Origin of the sequence: Ruminococcus sp. NATIVEDY160 (genome assembly GCF_045819885.1) — a bacterium.
In the GTDB taxonomy this organism is placed as follows: Bacteria; Bacillota; Clostridia; order Oscillospirales; family Acutalibacteraceae; genus Ruminococcoides.
On sequence record NZ_CP162391.1, the window covers coordinates 239390 to 259143 of the forward strand.

Annotated in this window: 18 protein-coding genes; 2 read left to right on the forward strand and 16 right to left on the reverse strand. The window is 48.1% G+C overall.

The features are described 5' to 3' along the window. Nucleotides 1–3: 3 nt before the first annotated feature. The 7 genes from AB1I49_RS01225 to AB1I49_RS01255 all read right to left on the reverse strand — a co-directional run bounded on the left by AB1I49_RS01225 (nt 4) and on the right by AB1I49_RS01255 (nt 6981). Nucleotides 4–1485 (reverse strand): RNA polymerase sigma factor, encoded by a 1482-nt coding sequence (locus AB1I49_RS01225; RefSeq protein WP_407721184.1) that lies wholly within the window; start codon nt 1483–1485, stop codon nt 4–6. An 81-nt stretch (nt 1486–1566) separates the two neighbouring features. Further along, nucleotides 1567–3690, reverse strand: a complete 2124-nt coding sequence (locus AB1I49_RS01230; RefSeq protein WP_407721185.1) for a dockerin type I repeat-containing protein — start codon at nt 3688–3690, stop codon at nt 1567–1569. Nucleotides 3691–4121: 431 nt separating this feature from the next. After that, nucleotides 4122–4661 carry a rubrerythrin gene (rbr, locus tag AB1I49_RS01235; RefSeq protein WP_407721186.1) on the reverse strand — a complete coding sequence of 180 codons (540 nt, stop codon included), beginning with the start codon at nt 4659–4661 and terminating at the stop codon, nt 4122–4124. A 15-nt stretch (nt 4662–4676) separates the two neighbouring features. Further along, nucleotides 4677–5045 (reverse strand): desulfoferrodoxin family protein, encoded by a 369-nt coding sequence (locus AB1I49_RS01240; protein ID WP_407721187.1) that lies wholly within the window; start codon nt 5043–5045, stop codon nt 4677–4679. 24 nt (nt 5046–5069) lie between these two features. After that, a complete protein-coding gene (locus tag AB1I49_RS01245) occupies nt 5070–5270 on the reverse strand; it encodes a helix-turn-helix domain-containing protein (RefSeq protein WP_407721189.1) in 201 nt (66 codons plus the stop codon). Nucleotides 5271–5321: 51 nt separating this feature from the next. Next, nucleotides 5322–5885 carry a flavin reductase family protein gene (locus tag AB1I49_RS01250; RefSeq protein ID WP_407721190.1) on the reverse strand — a complete coding sequence of 188 codons (564 nt, stop codon included), beginning with the start codon at nt 5883–5885 and terminating at the stop codon, nt 5322–5324. A gap of 166 nt (nt 5886–6051) precedes the next feature. Beyond that, nucleotides 6052–6981 carry a hypothetical protein gene (locus AB1I49_RS01255; protein WP_407721191.1) on the reverse strand — a complete coding sequence of 310 codons (930 nt, stop codon included), beginning with the start codon at nt 6979–6981 and terminating at the stop codon, nt 6052–6054. A gap of 78 nt (nt 6982–7059) precedes the next feature. Here AB1I49_RS01255 and AB1I49_RS01260 point away from each other — a divergent pair, with 78 nt between their 5' ends. Further along, the gene (locus AB1I49_RS01260; RefSeq protein WP_143001687.1) at nt 7060–7203 is read left to right on the forward strand and encodes an integrase core domain-containing protein; all 144 of its coding nucleotides are present in this window, start codon (nt 7060–7062) and stop codon (nt 7201–7203) included. 227 nt (nt 7204–7430) lie between these two features. On the opposite strand, the gene AB1I49_RS01265 is transcribed toward AB1I49_RS01260, so the two are convergent. The 8 genes from AB1I49_RS01265 to AB1I49_RS01300 form a co-directional block, all read right to left on the reverse strand. Further along, nucleotides 7431–8231: a class B sortase gene (locus AB1I49_RS01265; RefSeq protein WP_407721192.1), complete on the reverse strand. Its 801-nt coding sequence runs from the start codon at nt 8229–8231 to the stop codon at nt 7431–7433. Between the two features lie 27 nt (nt 8232–8258). Further along, the gene (locus AB1I49_RS01270; RefSeq protein WP_407721193.1) at nt 8259–12236 is read right to left on the reverse strand and encodes a DUF7601 domain-containing protein; all 3978 of its coding nucleotides are present in this window, start codon (nt 12234–12236) and stop codon (nt 8259–8261) included. Between the two features lie 47 nt (nt 12237–12283). Next, nucleotides 12284–12907 (reverse strand): Spy0128 family protein, encoded by a 624-nt coding sequence (locus tag AB1I49_RS01275; RefSeq protein ID WP_407721194.1) that lies wholly within the window; start codon nt 12905–12907, stop codon nt 12284–12286. A 20-nt stretch (nt 12908–12927) separates the two neighbouring features. Next, the gene (gene srtB, locus AB1I49_RS01280) at nt 12928–13632 is read right to left on the reverse strand and encodes a class B sortase (protein WP_407721195.1); all 705 of its coding nucleotides are present in this window, start codon (nt 13630–13632) and stop codon (nt 12928–12930) included. A gap of 194 nt (nt 13633–13826) precedes the next feature. After that, complete coding sequence (locus tag AB1I49_RS01285) at nt 13827–14945, reverse strand: DUF7601 domain-containing protein (RefSeq protein WP_407721197.1); 1119 nt, start codon at nt 14943–14945, stop codon at nt 13827–13829. 91 nt (nt 14946–15036) lie between these two features. Next, complete coding sequence (lepB, locus tag AB1I49_RS01290) at nt 15037–15612, reverse strand: signal peptidase I (protein WP_407721198.1); 576 nt, start codon at nt 15610–15612, stop codon at nt 15037–15039. Nucleotides 15613–16039: 427 nt separating this feature from the next. Beyond that, the gene (locus AB1I49_RS01295; RefSeq protein WP_405318264.1) at nt 16040–16393 is read right to left on the reverse strand and encodes a four helix bundle protein; all 354 of its coding nucleotides are present in this window, start codon (nt 16391–16393) and stop codon (nt 16040–16042) included. Nucleotides 16394–16789: 396 nt separating this feature from the next. Beyond that, the gene (locus AB1I49_RS01300; RefSeq protein ID WP_405318265.1) at nt 16790–17698 is read right to left on the reverse strand and encodes a helix-turn-helix transcriptional regulator; all 909 of its coding nucleotides are present in this window, start codon (nt 17696–17698) and stop codon (nt 16790–16792) included. Nucleotides 17699–17842: 144 nt separating this feature from the next. On the opposite strand from AB1I49_RS01300, the gene AB1I49_RS01305 reads away from it, so the two are divergent. Further along, nucleotides 17843–19186: an MATE family efflux transporter gene (locus tag AB1I49_RS01305; protein ID WP_407721199.1), complete on the forward strand. Its 1344-nt coding sequence runs from the start codon at nt 17843–17845 to the stop codon at nt 19184–19186. A 38-nt stretch (nt 19187–19224) separates the two neighbouring features. Here the strand turns inward: AB1I49_RS01305 and AB1I49_RS01310 are convergent, their stop codons facing one another. Further along, nucleotides 19225–19668: an AraC family ligand binding domain-containing protein gene (locus AB1I49_RS01310; RefSeq protein WP_407721200.1), complete on the reverse strand. Its 444-nt coding sequence runs from the start codon at nt 19666–19668 to the stop codon at nt 19225–19227. Between the last annotated feature and the right edge of the window lie 86 nt (nt 19669–19754).

A 19754-nucleotide genomic window follows, 5' to 3' on the forward strand; every position in this document is an offset into this window, starting at 1 on the left:
GCTTCACCTGTTCAGCTGCGCGAGGGCAGTTTCCTTATTGTATAAATCCAAATGCACCGCTTCGATGCGGTCAACCATTCCCCCGATTGCGCCGGCGAGGGTCTCCGGCGGTATGCGGTACGCGATAGGGTGTATGCTGTACAGCGGCTGCAAATACAGCCACGCCGGTTCGCCGCCGACCTCGCAGCTGCCGAGCAGGTTTTCCGCCGGATAATAGGCGTTTTCCGGCGGACAGTCGGTGACAAAGAGCTTGCACAGCGCGTATGTCTCGGACTGCAATGCCGGATAGGCGTAGAGCTCGCTGTCATACACGGTATAGCCCTTGCAGTAGCGGCGTTTTCCGCTGAAAAATATTTTGTTAACCGGCTCCACGTTGACGTTTTCGACCCATTCCGCCGGTATGTTGAACACAACGTCCTCCACTGTCAGCCGCCCATCATGCAGCAGCGTGTCGTTGTACTTTTCGCCGACAAAGCGCGGCGTGTGCGGCGCTGCCGGTTCCGTGGCGGCTTCTTCCGGCGGCGCGGTCGCAACCTGATAGCATGTGTCCGTCACGACAATGTCGCGCGGCACGGTCGTGTTGTGTGTCAGCAGGATGTTTTCGTCCTGATAGACGGTCTTGTTTTCTGCGGCGCCGCCCTCCGCTGCCGCCACAGTCGCTTGGCGGTCGGGCGTATCGGGCGTGTCCTGTTCCTGCACGATGGTTCTTGGCTGCGGCTGCGGCGTAAAGTCCGTATGCGTCAAGCCTGTTCCGAGAGCCGCCGCGCCGGTGACAACCGCCATTGCCGCGACCGCGGACTGCTTGGCGGCGTCCGCTGCGGAAGTGCTCCCGGTAACCGTGGACGATTGGAGCAAAAGCTTTTGCGAAAGCCGCCGCCACGGCAGCAGCGCGAACGGAATTTTGAGCCGCAGCTTGATACGGTGCTTCTTTTCGTATTGGAGCACCTTTTTTTCGATGGCGTGGTGCGCGTAGTACAGGCGGGAGCTGACGGTGCCCTCCGGCAGCTGCAAGCGCTGCGCGATTTCCCGAATGGACAAGTCCTCGTTATATTTCAGGCGGAGCACCTCCTGCTGGGCGGCAGGCAGGGTGGCGATCATCTCGGCGACCGTATCGCTGACGCCCGAGACAAACCGGGTTTGCGGATCGCTTTTGCCGTGCGGCTCCGCGACCACCGTCTCGTCAATCTGCTCTGTGTCGTTCAGGGCGGCTTGTTTTTTGTCGCGGCGGTACAAATCGACGCAGTGGTTGTGCGTCATTCGCTTGATATATTGCAGCGGCGCGTCCGACGCGGCAATCAGCGCAGTTTTGCGGTAGACCATCAGGCAAACGTCCTGCGCCGCGTCCTCCGCGATGTCCGCACCGGAAAAAAAGTCGGTGCAGATGGCTTTGATTGTCGGCTCGATTTCACAAAACAGCGCGTTCCAGTCGGCGCTTTGTCCCTCAGCCAGCGCGGTCAGCAGCTCCTTTAGCTCCCGGTTATCCATAGCGGTTTCTCCTTTCCGTCCTGTTTCGTTGTCACTATCATATCACCGCCATCCGGCAAAGTCAAGCGCCGCGGCTTGCCCTTACAAAGCAATCATCCTTTGAAGTGCGGTGACGTCGCCAATGTCAATCTTTCCGTTGCGGTTGACGTCGGCGGCATAAAACCTTTCGGGGTATTCGTTTCTGTTGAGAGATACGTCGTCGAACTCCGCAAGACCTTTTTGAATGAAGGTGGCGTCCTGAATATCCACACTGCCGTTGCCGTCTGCGTCGCCGAGCTCGCTGTACAGGCGAAATGTCTCGCCTGTGGTGAGCGGTATCCGGTGGGCGCCTATGCGCAGTGCGTATGTGTCGTCATATGCCAGAGTGACCGAACCAAGGGTTTTATCAAATATTGTACATTCATCGAACTGCGCAGGCTGTGGGATGGAAAAACTGCCGGTGCAGACGGTGTCGTCTGTTTTCTGTGCGGTATAGGTGATGGTATAGCGGTAGTCTTGATAGGCAATGTTGTCCAGACGGATGGATTGGATTCCGTTGACCGTGACCTTGAACGGCACGGTTTTGCCCATAAAATGCGCGTGGAGAATGTGTACGCCGTAGGCATCAGGGGACAGGCGGTATTTTTCTGATGTATAGTCCATGTCATTCATATCTGACAGAGAAATCGTGTAGTCGCGGTTCTGCCATGTAAAGACTTCATTGGGCGACAGGACAGCGGTTGTGCCGTCCTCCATTTGCACGTTAACCTTGGGATTGATTTCATAGTAGGTGCCCGTAGCACCGGAGACAAAGCTTTCGTAACCGACGGTTATATCGTCCACGGTAATCGACGTGACCGGACTCTTGGTGACAATCACCTTGAACGGCACCTCCACCGACTCTTCGCTTCTTTCGGTGCTCAGATAGGCGGTCGCGGTATGCTCGCCGACCGTCCACGGGTTTTCGGCGCTCTGGTCATCCTCAATTGAAATCCATTGGAATACTGCATCGTCAATATCCCAGTCCGAAGCGTCGTGATTCTCGGGAATTACCTGTGTTGTACCGTCTTGTAAGGTGATGGTGATGCGCGGACGATAATAGCAGAAGCGGTTGAAGTACGTTATCTCATCGTTGCTTCCGTAAGATTCAGTCGGCACGCTTTCAGCCTCAGACAGCACCAGATCGTCCGCCACAATGCTCTTGATGACAGAGGGCTCCACGCGGTAGGTGTAGGTCTTGCAAAAGCTGCCGTGTCGGATGGTCAGCGGATGCTCGCCGATTGTCCACGGGTCGTCGTCCACGGTGATATCCAAGTACAGACTGGTTGCCATTTTTGACGGGGAATAATCAAACCCCTTGATGCTTTGCCAGTCAAATTGGAGCGGAATTATCGGTTTGACGGACGTGCCGTCGACAAAGCGAATCTCGCTCATGCGCAGGTCTGTTTTCTTGTCGAGCAGCTCGTCAAATGTCAAATTTTCAAACGTTATGTCTGCGATATCAGGCTGCTCCTTGACCGTGAGGCGGAAGGTGGTTTCCGCGTCCAGCACCCTTGCGGTCACGGTGTATGTGCCGATCTCCAGCTCAGATATGTCTTTGCCGCCGAAATCGAACTCCAGAGGATTGACGTAATAGGATTCGCCTTCGACTTCACCTTCTGTGCGAAAGATGCTGTCTCCCCGATGGCAGGTTGTGCCGTCGGCTAAGGTAAACGAAAAGTCCGGCTTCAATTCATAGGAGCCCTTGACGATTTCGCAGTCCTTGACGGTGAGATCGGTCACAAGCGGCTGAGTCGGTTTCAGCGTGATGTGCAGGTTATCCGTTATGAATGTCATATCGCTGCACCACATTTCCACGTCAATCCCGTCTTTTTGGTAACAGGGGGATCCCGAAAAACCAACATAATTGTCGTGCTGCGCGGCATACGCGGCAAGGTTATCAAAGGTTTCCGTAAATTCGTCCGTGCCCTCATATGATTCCCATGTGGCAGAGCCGCTTATCATGGATAGAAGCGTGTCATCGTCGTACTGGTAAGCTAAACCCCAATTATAGACATGGTACTCCCCGTTTCCATAGGCGGATATTTCGAGGTAGTTTAACTCCACCTTCGTACAGTAGTAATCGTCGTAGTCCACGCCCTCAGCCGCCGCAGCCGAGGTGACGGCAGGCACACACATGGCGGCGGCAACAAGCAGACTTGCCGCCCTTTTGGTTAATTTTTTCAAAATAGTTCCTCCTTTTGCGCCATCGCGCGATTTATAAAAGGGAGACGGTTGCTGCCGGGTCCCTTCGTTTATTATTGACGAAAGATTTTTTGAAAAAATTTTATTTTTGCCAAAGTAATTGGCGGATTTTCGGGAGAGCAGGCGGATTGTTGGGAAAATAAAAAAAGCAAGCAGTGTTTTGACCGTCCGGGGCTTGGAGTTTTGTGGTGTGATGGAGGATTTGCTATCGAAAAAAGACAAATCCGAACCCGTCTCCAACAGGGAGAAGGTTCGGATTATCTTCGCTTGTCCTATCCGGATAAAAAAGATTTTTTTGGCGGATTTGCGTCAGGGACTTGAACCCCCGAAATCTTTTTGCTATGGTATACGACAACTGCCTGTTGATAACCGGATTTGAGATTTCGGGGCTCAACAGGCAGATAGCTTTTTTATCAATAGTTTTCGGCGTGAAGCTCAAAGAAACTTTGCGGATGATTACAGGTCGGACAAATATCAGGGGCTTGAGTGCCGACGACGATATGACCGCAGTTACGGCATTCCCAAACTTTGACCTCGCTCTTTTCAAATACCCGAGCGGTTTCGACATTTTTGAGCAGTGCGCGGTAACGTTCTTCATGGTGCTTTTCAATTTCGGCGACCAGTCTGAACTTTGCGGCAAGCTCCGGGAAGCCCTCCGCCTCGGCGGTCTCGGCAAAGCCTTCATACATATCCGTCCACTCGTAGTTCTCGCCTTCAGCAGCTGCTTTTAGGTTTTCTGCGGTGTCACCGATCCCGTTCAGTTCCTTGAACCACAGCTTGGCGTGTTCTTTTTCGTTATCGGCTGTTTTCAGGAACAATGCGGCGATCTGCTCATAGCCCTCTTTCTTTGCTTTTGAGGCAAAGTAGGTGTATTTGTTCCTCGCCTGTGACTCACCGGCGAACGCGGCTTCAAGATTCTTTTCTGTTTGTGTGCCAGCATATTTGTTTGCCATTTTAGTTCCTCCTTATTATGCTTTCCAAAGACTGTGAAGATTGCAGTAGGCGTATACTGCTGTGACTTCTTCTCCTTCGCAAAGCGCGAAACAGGCTTTCGGTTCATCGGAAGGAGACAGCGTTTTACGCTGGCGGCCGCCCGTTGTTTCCAATGCGATCCACTCAATGTAGTGCTCGGGAATCATAGGGTGAGCAACTTCGCCAACAGTGACAAATACCCTTTGATCTTTGACCTCAAAAACAGGGATGTGTTTTTCGACCGCAGCATCCGTGGTGCCGGGAACGATTTCTTCCATCTTCTGACCGCAGCACATTGTCGGTACAGGGGCGTCTTTGACGATTGCAATGATTTTTCCGCAGGTTTTGCAAATGTAGAATTTCATAACTGGATACCTCCATTCAATATTTTAACGCAGCCGCGTTAATTCTTTTTGGTTCAGAATCGTGATTCTTCCTCTTCTGAGGCGAACAATATTTTGCTTTTCCATGTTCTTTAATGTTCCGGAAACTACCTCACGGGAGGAATTGATTTGATTGGCAAGCTGTTCAAGTGTGACGGATATCTCAGGGTTTTCCCCTGCTCTGTCCGCTGACAAATCGCCGCGCATATCTTCCTCTCTAACTGTTCTCTGTTAGTTACAGACAAGTCGGAGGTTTTTTCATTTCAGTTTCAGTCCGTCTTTGAATGCGTTACCGACTCTGCCGCCGACCTTATAATAACCGTGGGTGTACGGGTCAAAGGCGATCGCTTCAAGGGAGTCAACGTCCACCTTGCCGTCTTTTATATTTGCTTCCTCAACAGAGGTGCGCAGTACCTTTCCGATAACGCCCAACTCGGTGTCTCCGTCCTGATACTCCATAAACTCGCATTCCATAGCAACGGGCAGTTCATTGATAACAGGTGCATCCACCAGCGCGGATTTTTCATAGCTCATACCGGATTTTGCGAATTTATCCGGCTCATTACTGCCGTGGACAACGCCGAACCAGTCCGCCTCGGTTACGTGCTTCGCGTCTGCTATATGGACGACAAAGCCCTTGCGCGCCTTTATGTTCTGAACAGTGGTGTGTGTTTCAGTCAGGTTAAGCGCAACGATATCACGGCTGACCATGGTGCCCCATGCGGCGTTCATCACATTGACAGTTCCGTCTTCGTTGAAGGTGGCGATCAGCAGTACCGGCATCGGAAAGATGGCTTCGGTTGTTTTGATTTGTTTTTTCATGGAAAATTTCTCCTAATTCTTATTTGTTTCAGTATGGGATTAACGTCTTTTTCGCGGAAATTTTATTTTGGTTACTGAATCAGTTCGATGCCCATTTTCCGTAAACCTTCCTCAAATTCATCCCTGTCCAGCTCACCGCTGTCAAAAAGATTTTGAAGATTGGCGCCTATTGAAACGCTCTTTGGCATACCACTGTTTGCCGCACGGAAAAATCGTCGGGTTTCCAACCGCAGTTCTGCCAAAGGTGGCTGCGATTGTTTAAGTTGGTGAAAAGCTCGATAAATTGTTCAAGTTGCTTTTCGGTCAGCGTGACTCCCAACTCTTCTTCCATAAATTTCAGAGTATAATCTAAATCATCAGCTACACTATTATAAAACTGGTTTCCGATTTGAAGATTCATGCGAATATAATCCATCAGCTTTTTTAGTGCAGTTTCCTTAAACAGTTGCCGCAGGGTTCCTTTCTTCGATTCTCTTTTGTAATAATCAATCTCAAACTGTTCAAGATGCGTGTAAAACACAAAATCTGACAGGCGTTTGCCTTTAACCGGGTTGCCTTCGATATCACGGATCTCAGTGGTTTTGCCGCCGTGCATTTTGAATACACCGTCTGATTTCAAATCGCTCAAAAATTCTGCCATTTTCTTACCTTCCTCTGAAAGATAGAAACGGTCGATATGAAACTCGAACAGTTCATCTTTACTGTCAGGAAGCCAAAGCGGTTTGTCAACAGCCATGTCTGACAAACGATATATTTGTTCATATTTTCCGTATCCTAAACCGATCAGGTCATTGTTGACAATGAGACGCATATCGGGTTTTCCGGCAGGTTCGTCGGTGAAAACCTCGTTAAGCTCCAATACCGAAAACGGTAGGTCAGGCTCTCTTTGAACGATACCGGAAAAGGCAATGAAATCCTTTTTGCGTATTTTGTTTCCTTCGTAATGCTTGAAAACATCCCACGCCTCCCGTACCTCCAGCATACCATACAGATTGGCGAAGCAGAGAAAATAGTTGCGCAGTAAATCAATTTTGGCTTTTGACAGACCAAGCTCAGCGTATTTTCTTTCCAAGGTTTTGGGCGATAAAGGCTTCATTGGTAATCCTCCTCGTATATTTTTTGGTGATTTATTCTGTTTTCATTTTAACATATCAGCTGTGCTTTCGCAAGGTAAATTTCTGAAAAAGAATTCAGAAATGGTATAGAGGAGTATATTCGGTTTTATAACGATGAGCGTCCTCACTCAAAGAACAAATACAAGACTCCGTCTCGGAAGGAAGCGGAATATTTCAGTAAACAAGCGGAAAATGCCGAGTAGAATCCGGACAAACAAGGGTTCGGATTCATTCTTTTTACGTTTTTCGATTTCGTTTTTACGCGATTTTGGTTTTTGTGTCCAAATAAAAACTCCATAAGAGCTGTCAGAATAGCCGCATAAAATCTGGCAAAAATAAAACTTCCTGTTGATGTCCGAATCCTCTGGGGTTCAGATTTCAACAGGAAGTTCAAAAATTTTACTGTCAATTGTAAGATTGCAAAAAGTCCTCACACGCGATACGCGGCGACTACAAAGCGTCCGTTTTCGGCGTGGTAACTACAGGTCGAAAGCATCATGATCTGCGATTTCTTTACAGGTCGATCGCCTGTATCCATGACGGAAGCCTCTTTGATATCCTTTACGAACGCCGTATACTCTACATCGTTGAGTTTACCTGCTCTTTCATTGTATTTGAACTCGTTCTCGCCGCCGATGGTGGTTTGAAACGCGGCAAAAACACGATAAACACGGTCTTCGTTCGCAGTGTCAAAATGGATGTACGGGTGTTGCTCAGCCCATTCTTTATCTGCGTAAAAATCAAGGGTGCCGAACATCGTACCGTTGTTCATATTATGGGCATAGATGACAAACGCGTCTGAGTTTTCGTCCGCGCCGGCGCCGATGAAAGGCGTCCCGGAAAAGGAATAGTTCTTATCATAATCGCGGTGAAGATAGTATTCGGGGTCGTCCTCCGAGGACTTGACCACGGGATAGTCTATGATCGTATCCTCTATCCTCAGCCAGCCCCTGAAATCATCGTTGATCCTCACGATATCGGAATATACCGCAGGATTTTCCTCTTCTGTATAGACAGGTTGCGTATCGTCCCCGGTCGGCTTTGTCTGTACAGGGGCGCTGCTTTCTTCACGCTCACGTTCGACAATCTGCTTCAGCTCGTCAAAACGCTGTTGTTCCTGCTTTTGAGGGATGTAGATGATCAAGCCCTGATAAAGCGTATACAACAGCACTGCGACACACAGCACGGCAAGCAAAACAAGTATGATGTTTTTTGCTTTGGCTTTTTTCATCAGCAAAACCTCTGTAAGGATCGGCAGCTATGCTTTGGATCCTTCGTAGTATTTGCGCCGTAGGAGAATAAACAGAAAAATGAGCAGACAGAATACCGCGATCATAACGACTGTCATGATGTCCGTCACATGAAACACACCTGTCGGAACGATAGTGTCACGATCATTTGTTACGGCGAGCGTTGCGTTATCACTAAGCCGGAAGGTCTTGGTATTGCCCGCAGTCGCGGCATCATCATTAAGCTTCATGCTCACAGTATAATCCAGACTGTTTTCCCGTATCGTAATATTCTTTTTCACCGGCAGCATGATCTTTACGACGTCGCCGTTCCTGAGGGTAAACGTCGAGTTGTTGTGCAGCGGTTTGTTTTGCTGGACGCCGTTTTTAGTCCAGGCGTATTCATCGGTAACATTCGCGCCCTCAACAGTCAGCGTAAACACAAATTCTTTGGTTTTGTCACCCATAGAGCCGGTAACGGTTTTGGTTATCGTCAGTTCCGCAGGAATGGCATCGTGATCGCGCTGATTTTTCGCTTCGATTCTATTGCTGGAGGTTGAAATGTCAGCGGCGGTATGCATAAAGTCATCCGGAGCATCGTGTGGAGCCGAAACGTTCTTACTGAACCAAAAATAGAAAGGCGGGGGATCATCCGGGAGGATATACCCGGGAGGCGCTTTGGTTTCCATGATACAATAGGCAGTGTCCGTTTGATATACCTTTGTTCCGTTGTCGTATGCATCGTTCAACCTTATAGTGATTTTTCCGTCAGAGTTTGTTGTGTATGTTTTGGGGGTAGCGACCCACTCTCCGTTAACGGCATCCCAGGTATATACGGTAAAGACAGCATTGGGCAGCGGTCTTCCGTCTTCCTGGTCAGTTTTTATGAGCCAGAATTCCTCAAATGATGATTCACCGAAGGTATCAAAGTCTTCAGCCTTAATATGCGTGTTGTCATTTCCGGACTCGTCTCCGTGTCCTTCCAGCGTCGCTGAGTTGGTAAGCGTAATTCCGTCGGCTATAGAACTGTTGACCTGATAACTGTAAGTCAGACGCAGGTGCGTGCTGTCGGGAACCTGCATTTTGATGAACGCATGCTTTACGGTCGGATCAACGGAATCGGTTTCGGTATGTGCAGTCCATTGTATATTATGCAGCTCGGACCAGACGCCGTTTTCCTCTTTTTCTAGTTTAACGGAATTCAAGCTGAGGATAGCCTCTCCGGTACCCGTTCCCTGCCTTGCCGTATACGTAAGCACATCCGTAAGCGACAGCCATTCGGGATCGTCCGTTCCGCCGACGCCTGTGAGAAGGTTTTCGGCAGACGGGTTGATATCCACCGTATAGGTGAGCCTATGCAGGTTTTTGTCCCAGCTGCCGGTCTTGTCAACGATTTTTTCCTTTTTGGTCGCGTCAATATTGATCTGATTGTTCGCCTCGCCATAATCAACGCCGTTTGTCTGAACACGTACCGTGTTGTTGAGTTTAAGATGAACCGTACCGTTTTGAGGCCACGCCTTTTCAGCGAGCTGACAGTAATAGATCACATAGAAAGTATTGCTGAACAAATTGGAGCTCTGAGAGTTTGCCGTCAGCGTAATGTCAACCACTTGTCTGCCTTCAGCGGAGGTTGAGAGCTGTCCGGACGCCAATGTCTTGCTGTTCCAGAGATTGCCGATCTCTCCGGAAATCTGACCGTTATCAATTGTCAATAAGTTATCCAGGTAGTCATTCATCCCGTAATTATACGCGTTCAAAGAAGCCGGCATCACTTTGACGCCAATCAGTTCAACCCCTTCCGGAAGCGTGTCTATAACGCGATACTGCTGCAAACCCGAAGTAGGTGTGATCTCCGCGATCCAGACGAAAGACTTGTCTTCGTCTTCATAATCAAGCGAGATAGAATAGGGCTTCTCCGAAAAGATCGTGTTCCAGTCGCTGATCTTTTGCACATTCAGCTTTTTAACGTTCGGGCTGATATTGTTGATGACCGGCAGTGTCTTTTGTCCGTCTGTAAACGTATTGACGAACGACTCCGAAACTTTGCCGCTCATATCACCGGTGGTCTGGTACTGCCAGGTGATATTTTCCACCATTCCGTCATCGTCATCAAAAAGATATTCGCTGCCGGCTGTGCCGACGGTAAATGTATATCCGGTGATCTTGTCTCCGGTATTCACAGGCGAGACAGACACATTCGAACCCCAGGCTGTTTGAAGCTCAGAAACAAGCGCGTCATACTGAGCCTGAGTCATATAATGCGTATCGGGGCTCAGCGTGTCGGAGAATGATGTGCCGGACTGAATGCCGCCCACGGGAATCTGAACGTTGATCGTCCAGTTCATTTCGTGCAGATCGTTTCCGAGGCTCTGTTCTCCGTCTGCCGTTTTATCAATATCGCCGCCAGTAACAACAACGTCGTAAGATGCGGTATCACCGTCGAATTCCGCGTCATTATGCACGACTTTGGTCTCGCCGTACGCGACGTCGGGAAGGGTATAATAGGTAATGTGGTAGGTGTTGTTGTTTGGCGTGCTTCCGTCCGCCGGAAGGAAGCGTACGCCTTTGATCTCGCTATCATCATTGTAAACGAACTCGTAATCTACGCCAAGCGTCGCGTCAGCCCATCCTCTCTGAACGAAGACGCCGTTGGTTCCGTTGATCGTTTCATTCCGCGCATCCGCAAAGCTGTCGTCATAAATGACTTTTCCGGCAATATCGCTTCCGCGGTCGTTGACGGAAATATACCACTGAATGTATTCGCCGAAAGGAATACCGTCTTTTCCGACCTTTTGGGGCTGCTTATTATAAATGAAATAATCCGCGTAATCCGTTGTTGTGTCATGGTTGTCTGTCGAGGTGGCTTCAAGCGTGTTGTATGCCGAAACAGCCGCGTTTTCATCCGGCAAACCGGTCACACCGTATTCATATACAAGAGTATAATACTCGTTATCATCGAGCTGGAGCAGGTTGAGCGATATCTTATATATGTTCTGCGAAGTAGCGTTGATATGTCCCTGTGTGGAGATAACGGAGGTTTCGATGGTTCCGTCCGCATTATGCTTTACGACCGAGATTTCTGTCGGCGGGCTTACTGTTCCGCCGCCCGAATACGTAAAGGTATCCAGAACGTCTATGTCAGACGGCGTACCGTGTACGGAACTGACAGTGACCTCATAGCGAAGCTTGCCGTTGGCAGTGTAAGAACCTGTCTTCTGCGTCGTGATATCATAACCCTCATTGATATCCTCCGGCGGAATATGCAGTGTCTGGCTGTCGGTAAAGACAATATTCAGTCCATCTTGACCGGCGCCGCCGCTCGATCTGATCCAACACCTGCAGTTCAGAAAGCTTTTGATTAATGCGGTTTCGCTTTCGATCGCGTCCTGAACAAAATTATCATCGTAAACGATTTCTATTCTGTAACGACCGTCGTCGGTAGATTTGAATTCGTATGTGAACGCCAATTCAAGCGGATACTTGTCCCGCAGATACGCATAGTACGGACCGCCGTTGATAAGACCCTCATTGAGGACCACTTCTCCCGGGAGATCATACACGAACTTATCTCCGGCGCTTGTTACTGCTCTAATGCGATCTGTATCGATTACGAACTGGAGCTCAACTGTTGCCTGATAAAGATTATCTGCGACCTTTGTCGTTCCTGACGCGGCAACACTTGTTATGTAGCGGTCGAGCAGCACATCTCCGGTCGGCGCCGATCTCAGCTGACCGGACGGCGCTTTGCGCGCCTTCGTTTTGGCTTTTTTCGGTTCGCCGGCAAAGCTTGAGGAAGCCGAGGTATCGTTTGAACTGTTAGAATGATCATCGTCGGCGGCAGAAACAACAGGAGTAAGGTATCCGGCAAAGCTTCCCGTCATAAGAATCACGGCAAGGATGAACGTTACCGCTCTGTTGATATTATGCTTTGCGGTGCGTAAAACAGCCATGATAAAGGAGGATAATCGCAGTGCGGCTGCTGATATTGATTTTTTAAGCTGATACATACGCAAACCATCCTTTCTTTCTGATTTGTTATGTATATGTTATGGCGCTAATTTTCTTCTTTGTTTTTCTTGTTTATCATTTTCTGCGTGTCGATAAGATACACTATCGACAGCGCAAGCAATCCGGCGGACGCGATTATGGCGAACAGAAAGTATATCTCCATTCTGGTATCGTCGTTTGTCTTGGGATTTCTGTTTTTGTCGGGAGGCGAACCGCCGTTATCACTTGAGTCCGTTGGATTGGTAGTCGGTTCATCGCCGCCCTTTTCGGTGTTGACAAAGATGAGGCGGTTGTACTTTTCCTCACCCTTTGAGGCGATCACAGTCGCTTCGAGCCTGCCGTCATTGTCGGTCACATAAAACTTTATATTGTAAACCGTGTCGTCAAACTCGATATCTCTGTCATCGGGGACTGTTTTAACAGTGTAGTCAAAAACGCCCGGCTCGACAAAATCTATATCAAACCTTCCGATCTCGCCGTCTTGCAGCGTCAGCGCGGTTTTTTCGGGGATCGGACAGTTAACGTTCGGTATGATTGCTACTGTTCCGCCGAGGATGACCTCGACTTCTATCTCAGCCTTAACGGGCTGATACGCATAGGCGTGCGCGGTAAACCCGAATAAGCCCGGAACAAGTAATATTAAAATGCAAAATGTAAGTATTTTCTTCATTCTTAATCCCTGACTTCAGTTTAGTTTAATGTTCCGAAAACAATCATTCTCTCGTAGCTTTCGGCAGATTGGCAGGTGGAAAGCGCTATCAGCTTGGAGCCGGCGCTGACTCCGCGCGGGTCATATATGATAGCGTGTTTTTTCAGATATGCAAGCAGCGCTTGATTGCTGCTTTCGGGAGGGTCAAAAATGACCTTATCGGTTGCCTGCGCTTTACACGAGGCAAAAAATGTGATTTTGTATTCTGCTCCTTTGATTACGGTCAGCGTACCTGTTCTGTGCGCGTCAAAATATTCTCTGTCGGCATATCCGTCAAGAGAACCGAACATCGCTCCGTACTCCATATGGTGACCGTAAACCAGTGAGTAAGGGTCGCTGAACATTTTATCGTTTCTGCTGTCAAGAAAGATGCTGCCTGACAGCGAGAACTCACCGTAAGGATCTTTGTTCAGGTATTCCGAGTTGGTTTCACCCTGCATCACAGGGTAGTCGATCTTTGTATTATCGACCGTGAGCCACGCGACCGCGTCGCCTGACAGCTCGCGCAGTATTTCGGTATTGCCTGCCGCGGGCTTGTATTTCATTATGTTTGAATCGTTCGCGCCCGCGTAAACCATATAGGCGTCAATCATTGCGTACAGGCAGATAAGAAACAGCAGCAGCGCGGAAATCAACACAATATAGTCTATACTTTTATGTGCAATAATTATGCTTTTTCGTAACATTATCTCACCTGTCGGAAGTCTTTCAGGCAGCGGCAATAACTTGGACTGATTATTGCCGCTGCGCTGCGAAAAATACGGATTCGCACTAAAGGGATTCAAGCAGGTTGGACTATAAATCCAATCTGCTCATATTTCCCTTTATCCGTTTTTCTTTCAGCCGCGGCTGAAAAAACAATTTTCAAAAATTTCGGTTATCAATAGTTGCGTCTTTTTCTTTTGCAAATAATGAAGATGATGATTGCGCCGAATACGCAGATACCGATTGCGAACGGTGCTATTGCCATAATAACGCCCGTCGGGATGATGCCTTCACGGGTATTGGTAAAGGCAACGCTGTGGTCGCTGTTGAGAGTGACGTCGCCCGAGCTATCACCGGAAACCGCTGTGCCGTTGTCGAGGCTGTGAGTAGCAGTGTAGCCCTCGGCGTCCTCCGTAACGGTGCAGACTGCGCCGGCGTTAAGACCGATGACCTGAACGGTGCTGCCGTTTGTAAGGGAATATTCTCCGGTCGCTGTTCCGTTTGTGCCTACAGTAATAGATGTAGGATTACCCGTTACGTCATTTGTGATGACGGGATATGTACCCGGGTTAGCGCCTGTGATGTTGAGCGTGAAATTGAACCTCTTGTTCTTGTCACCCTGATTACCGGCGATGGTCTTTGAGAATTTAAAGTCATACTGTGTAAGGCTGTTGATGTAACCCGCGCTTTTAACATCGGGATTCTCCACATATTCGCCGTTTGTGCCGATGTCTGTTGCAGAATCACGAAGAACATAGCTGTTAACGCTGAGCACGTTGTTTTCGTCCGCAACTACAAAAACATCCAGATAACGTGTCGGGTTTGAATCATAGGTAACGCCCGGCAAATTGTTGTTTGTTTCGTTGATAACAAATCTGTATACGCCCGGTTTTGTAAATGTACCGACAGGGAATGATATCGAAACGGTTTTTTGAGCGTACTTTTTGCCTGCGGTCGGCTGTGTCGGGTCAGCGTCTGACGGAATACCGTTGATCGTGTTTGCCGTATCTGCATTTGAGAATACAGCAGTGCCGATAGTTCCGCCGCCGAGAGGAGACTCGAGGATCTCAATGGTCGTAGCGGTTGCGTCCTTCGGAGTGCCTCTTCTGATGGTGTAGTTGAAGGTGATGTCGGGGATATTTGCGTCTTTATCAACAACAAGATTCTTAACTAATGTTGTTGAACCGCCGATGGGGGTGTAGGTGGTCTCCGCCGAAGCGGTGATTGCGGTAGTGCCGATAAGCAGTGCGAAAGCTAAAAGCATTACCAGGGCTGATGTAAATCTTCTTTTCATGATTATTTCCTCCTTTTGTTATGAATTAAGAAAATTTTTACCTGTTTTATCTGCACCTGTTTTACAGGATTGGATTTGTTGATTTATGCCGCTAAAATCCCCTGCGGCGTAGGGATAAAATAAGAGGTCCGTCGATCTCGCTCAAATCGACCGCGCCGAAAGTTCGGCTGTCGTCGGTATCTTCCCGGTAATCGTTGAGGATAAACGCCTTTCCTTCTTCGACCGTGTACGGATAGCGGACGGTCGAATTCTCCGCTTGATAGGTCGGATAATAAACGTCCTCCGACGCGATTGCACCGTTGACGATCAATTCACCGTTCTCAGATAGTTCGATGACGTTCCCGGCCAGCCCGACGACCCTTCCCGTGCGGGTCTTACCATCGTGCCTATACAGCACCGCAGCGTTCAGATACGGACGCTGGAGCTTCAGCGAAATAACCAGATCACCGTCGTTGACCGCAGGGTGCATATTGTTCCCGTAGTTGATCGTGAGCCCGAGAACGAAGATGAAAACCAGCCATACTGCAAGGACGATCGCCGCGATTTTGATCAGTAAGCTGATTGCGAGCCGCTTAGTCGATAAGGGCTTTGGAGGCTCCTTGTTATTTCTTGCTTTTTCATCAGGGGGGCGTCCCCGGATCTCTTCTTTGTTTCTTTTGGGTTTCATTATTTTTCCCCGTTTTCTACAAATAAGGAATCTATTTTTCCGTTTTAAGATTACAATTATTTATTATAATGATAACACAGGAATACCCAAAAGTCAATAGAAAACTATATATATAGTATAAAAAAACTTTGACTTTCTGCATTTTTATGAATAAAATTCAATATTCTTTTTCAGGCTGTTAGATTGAATATCTGTAAATGATCAATAAACAATATTTCAGAAGATGGATGTTTTCGGTACAAATGATACCTTAAATCTCAAAGATGTTTATCTGCCAATCTTACTGTTGAAATTCGGATAAGCATAGAAAAAGACAAATCCGAACCCGTCCCCGACAGGGAGAAGGTTCGGATTATCTTCGCTTGTCCTATGTGTATAAAAAAGATTTTTTTCGGCGGATTTGCGTCAGGGACTTGAACTCACGAAATCATTTTGATTCTTTGGCGGTTTTCAATGAAGCAATCAAAATCCTTTTGATCTCCAAGCAATCGTTAATCAGTGATTGCGCGAGTTTTTCGTCCAGATAATCAGACAGCAACAGAAGTTTTAGCCAATACTCTGTTTCGGCGGTTTCTTTCAGCGCAATCTGCATTTTAGAGATAAAATCCGCCTGACTGACGCCATAGGCGGCTTCGTTGGCGTTCGCTCCGATGGAAGTACCGCTCCATATGATTTGTTTGGAGATAACGCTTTCCTTTTTCTCATTGGAAAGGTATTGATATAACTTTACGATTCGGGCTGCAAAACACAAAGATTTTTCAAGCAATGGATTTTCTTTCATAACTTCGTTCCCTTTTTAATGAATAAAGAATAGTGAATAATGAAGAATGAATAATGCACCAGAAACGCCCTAAGGGTTCATCTGATTATACACTATTCACTATTCATTATTCACTATTCATTGAGCCTCACGTCAGTGAGGCGTTTCTGGCTTTTCACTTCACCTTTGATACAATTTTTATCGCGGTCGATGAACGACAGTAAAAACACCCCTCATTTTCATTTTGAGGGGTGCTATTTTCATTTCACACATATAACGTCTTGTCAGGCGTTCGCTCCTGAATAATGTATTACATCGAAGAAGCCGCTATCGTATAGCAGCGCCATTTTGGTATTTGCCATAATTGATTCTGCTTTATCAAGAGCTGTTTCGTCTTCAATGTTTATGCAATCAATTCTATCCTACTACGGCGTCTTCTTTGTCAATGCTTTTCGTACCGGGGTCAGGGATTTTGCGGTAGTCGGACGGAGTGAGACCGAATTTCTCAAAAAAAGCGCGCGAAAAGTAAGACAGATTAGAAAATCCGCATGACAGAGCGATCTCCGAGATCTTTGTTTTTTCGTTGCGCAACCGAACCGCCGCCATCTCCAAACGGTAGTTTTTCAGATATTGCGTGAAGGAATCTCCGGTCAGTTGACGGAACAGCTTCGCAAAATGGCTGGCAGAGTAATTGCTCTGAGCCGCGATAGCTTCGACGGTGATGTTATCGGCGTAGTGCTCCTCAAGATAGAGCAGCGACCGTTTCAGCTTTTCATAAGCAATATCCTCATTGGCAGAAGCGATGTCTGCCTTTTCACAAAAGGGCAGGATCCTATGCAGCATCTCAAAAGTTCTCGCTTTGATCAACAGTTCTTCATGGAACCGTTGATAATGCGGTTCTGTCGTGAGCTTGCGGATGATGGGCTCGATCTGACTGTGCAGAGGATGCTCCGGCGTCAGATATTCCGGCATCAACAGCCTGCGATTGTAGATCGGCTCCAGATATTTCTCCCGGCAGGTATCGTCGGCGGCGTTCTCCAACATCGAAAGCCGAAACAGAATATTGTAGTAAATGGCCGAATCCCCATTGTGCTGACGGATCGCATGGATCGTCTGAGGGTGGACAAGAATGATATCCCCGACCGACAAAGCGTATTCGTTGTTGCCGACGGATACGCTGATCATGCCGTCGGTCACATAGATGATCTCCATCTCCTCGTGCCAGTGATGGGGGATCCCGCTGATATGCTCGGGCAGGATCCCCGGATAAACGATATAGGGAAAGCCGGGCGTTCCGTGGATCTTTGTTTCCTGATAAGCTGACATTTGATCGCCTCACAATCGTCTTGTGTTAAAATCATCGTGATATTATGCAAGAATTATACATCATATAATCGTATAATACAAGTAGGTTTAACGAAATCATGGAAGAAATCAGGTAAAGTTATGAAAAAAATGAAGTTGTTCAGCTTGGCGTGGCCGATCTTTATCGAAACAGCGCTGTTCATGCTGCTCGGCATGATCGACGTATTGATACTCAGCTCTTATGATGATCTCGCGGCTTCCGCTGTCGGCACGGCAAATCAGACTGTATCTATCGTTACCATCATCTTCAACATCATATCTACCGCAAGCGCCGTGATGATCTCTCAGTACCTAGGAGCGGGAAAAAGAGAGTCCGCTTCACTGACAGCGGCGCTGTCCATCGCACTGCAATTGATATTCGGCATTCTTGTCAGCGTGTTCTTTTTGTTGTTCCGGCAGCCTATGCTGATGTTGATCGGCGCGGAAGGTCAGCTGCTTGACTTTGCCGGTCAGTATCTGTCTATCGTCGGCGGTACGATCTTTTTGCAAGCGGTGATGACCGCAGTATCGGTGATTATCCGCAACCACGGACTCACCAAGATCACGATGTTTGTTTCTGCAGGAATGAATCTGTTCAATACGGCGCTGGATCTGATATTGGTACCTCGTACGGGAGTTGTGGGAGCAGCGATCGCAACCGGCGTCAGCCAATTGATCGGATGTGTGGTCCTGGTCATCATCCTGTTCACTAAGATCGAGAAGCCGGCTGTCTTTCGTATGCTGATTCCGTTCCCGCTCAAACAGTTCGGGACGATGCTGAAGGTCGGTATCCCGTCGGCTGCTGAGACCTTTCTCTATAATCTTTCTCAGCTGGTTATCACCTCCATTGTGCTCAACTTCCTGACAGAAAACGAGCTGATTGCCAAGACCTATGTTCAAAGCATCACGATGCTGTTTTATCTTTGCTCGCTTGCCATCGGACAGGCTTCTCAGATCATGATCGGACATCTTGTCGGAGCAGGCAGGTATGATGAAGCCTGCAGACAAGGCTATCGGTCTCATCGTACAGCTCTACTGCTCATGGCTGCTGTCTGCGGTGTCGGTGTATTACTGAGGGAACCGCTGATCGGACTGTTCACCGATAACCCTGAGATTATCTCCATCGGCAGCGAAATTATCTTAATGAACTGTATCTTGGAGCTTGGCAGGACAACAAATCTGGTTATGATAGCCTCTATGCGGGGAGCGGGAGATGTGTATTTCCCGACCGCGTGCGCGATCTTTTCCAACTGGCTTCTCAGCGTGCTTGGTTCGTATTTATTCGCGGTCGTCTTCGGTATGGGAATCTACGGTTTATGGATCGCTCTCGCTGCGGATGAATGTGTGCGCGGTGTATTGATGCTTCTGCGATGGAAGAACGGCAGGTGGCGAACCAAACGCCTCATACGCTCCGATACCCCCCAAATCGAAAATGAAGCGAGCTTACCGATACAGCAAAAAGCCTCTTAATAGTAAAACCAAATATTTGCAAACACCATGCCTGCTTCTCATATCATGATTGTTTTTTGAATCTTTTTTTCTATAAGCATTATTGGAGAAAACCCATTGTCATTATAATATGTAATTACAATACAATTGACATTCTTTTCGTGTGTCAAAAAGGGTTTCAGATACTTCTCTGCCAGACGGTCCTCCCCCAAAAGCGAAAAAATGAACATAATATTATAATACTCCGCCTTCTCGGACTGGGCTTGTTCGATAGCGTGGATGGCGTGAGGGAGAACAATGACAATATCCCCCGGTCCCAGCAAGTAGTTCTGGACCCAGACCGATACATTCAGTCGGCCGGCGGTTACGTAGATCAGTTCCGCTTCCTCGTGCCAATGGCGGGGAAATGCAGTGATGTACTCTGGGACCCGGCCCAGATACACTGCAAAGGGAAATTCTACAGTGCCGTGAATTTTGGTTTCGTGAAGCAATCTTTCGTCCACTTGCGGCCCCTCCTTCCCGAAAAATAGGATCGTGTTAGAAATACAGTATAATTGTAGGAGAATTATACCATAGGCAAGTGTATAAT